Source organism: Enterobacter sp. 03-F-07-AD-ECC (genome assembly GCF_047530935.1).
Lineage (GTDB): Bacteria > Pseudomonadota > Gammaproteobacteria > Enterobacterales > Enterobacteriaceae > Enterobacter > Enterobacter cloacae.
On sequence record NZ_JBLKBZ010000072.1, the window covers coordinates 1 to 822 of the forward strand.

The 822-nt window shown below is 50.5% G+C and carries 1 tRNA gene and 1 rRNA gene; both read left to right on the plus strand.

Features of this window, described 5'->3' with window-relative positions:
* A 16S ribosomal RNA gene (locus tag ACMWKA_RS25670) occupies positions 1 to 405 on the plus strand; the annotation flags it as partial.
* 84 nt (positions 406 to 489) lie between these two features.
* Positions 490 to 565: transfer RNA gene (locus ACMWKA_RS25675), tRNA-Glu, on the plus strand.
* The last annotated feature ends 257 nt before the right edge of the window (positions 566 to 822 follow it).

Here is an 822-nt window from a genome sequence, read left to right on the forward strand (position 1 = left end):
GGCCGGGAACTCAAAGGAGACTGCCAGTGATAAACTGGAGGAAGGTGGGGATGACGTCAAGTCATCATGGCCCTTACGACCAGGGCTACACACGTGCTACAATGGCGCATACAAAGAGAAGCGACCTCGCGAGAGCAAGCGGACCTCATAAAGTGCGTCGTAGTCCGGATTGGAGTCTGCAACTCGACTCCATGAAGTCGGAATCGCTAGTAATCGTAGATCAGAATGCTACGGTGAATACGTTCCCGGGCCTTGTACACACCGCCCGTCACACCATGGGAGTGGGTTGCAAAAGAAGTAGGTAGCTTAACCTTCGGGAGGGCGCTTACCACTTTGTGATTCATGACTGGGGTGAAGTCGTAACAAGGTAACCGTAGGGGAACCTGCGGTTGGATCACCTCCTTACCTTAAAGAACCTGCCTTTGCAGTGCTCACACAGATTGTCTGATGAAAAGTAAATAGCAAGGCGTCTTGCGATTGAGACTGTACGTCCCCTTCGTCTAGAGGCCCAGGACACCGCCCTTTCACGGCGGTAACAGGGGTTCGAATCCCCTAGGGGACGCCACTTGCTGGTTCGTGAGTGAAAGTCACCTGCCGTCATATCTCAAAACTGACTTGCGAGTCATGTTTGAGATATTTGCTCTTTAAAAATCTGGATCAAGCTGAAAATTGAAACGACACACATGTTATGTGTGTTCGAGTCTCTCAAATTTTCGCAATCATGAAGTGAAACATCTTCGGGTTGTGAGGTTAAGCGACTAAGCGTACACGGTGGATGCCCTGGCAGTCAGAGGCGATGAAGGACGTGCTAATCTGCGAAAA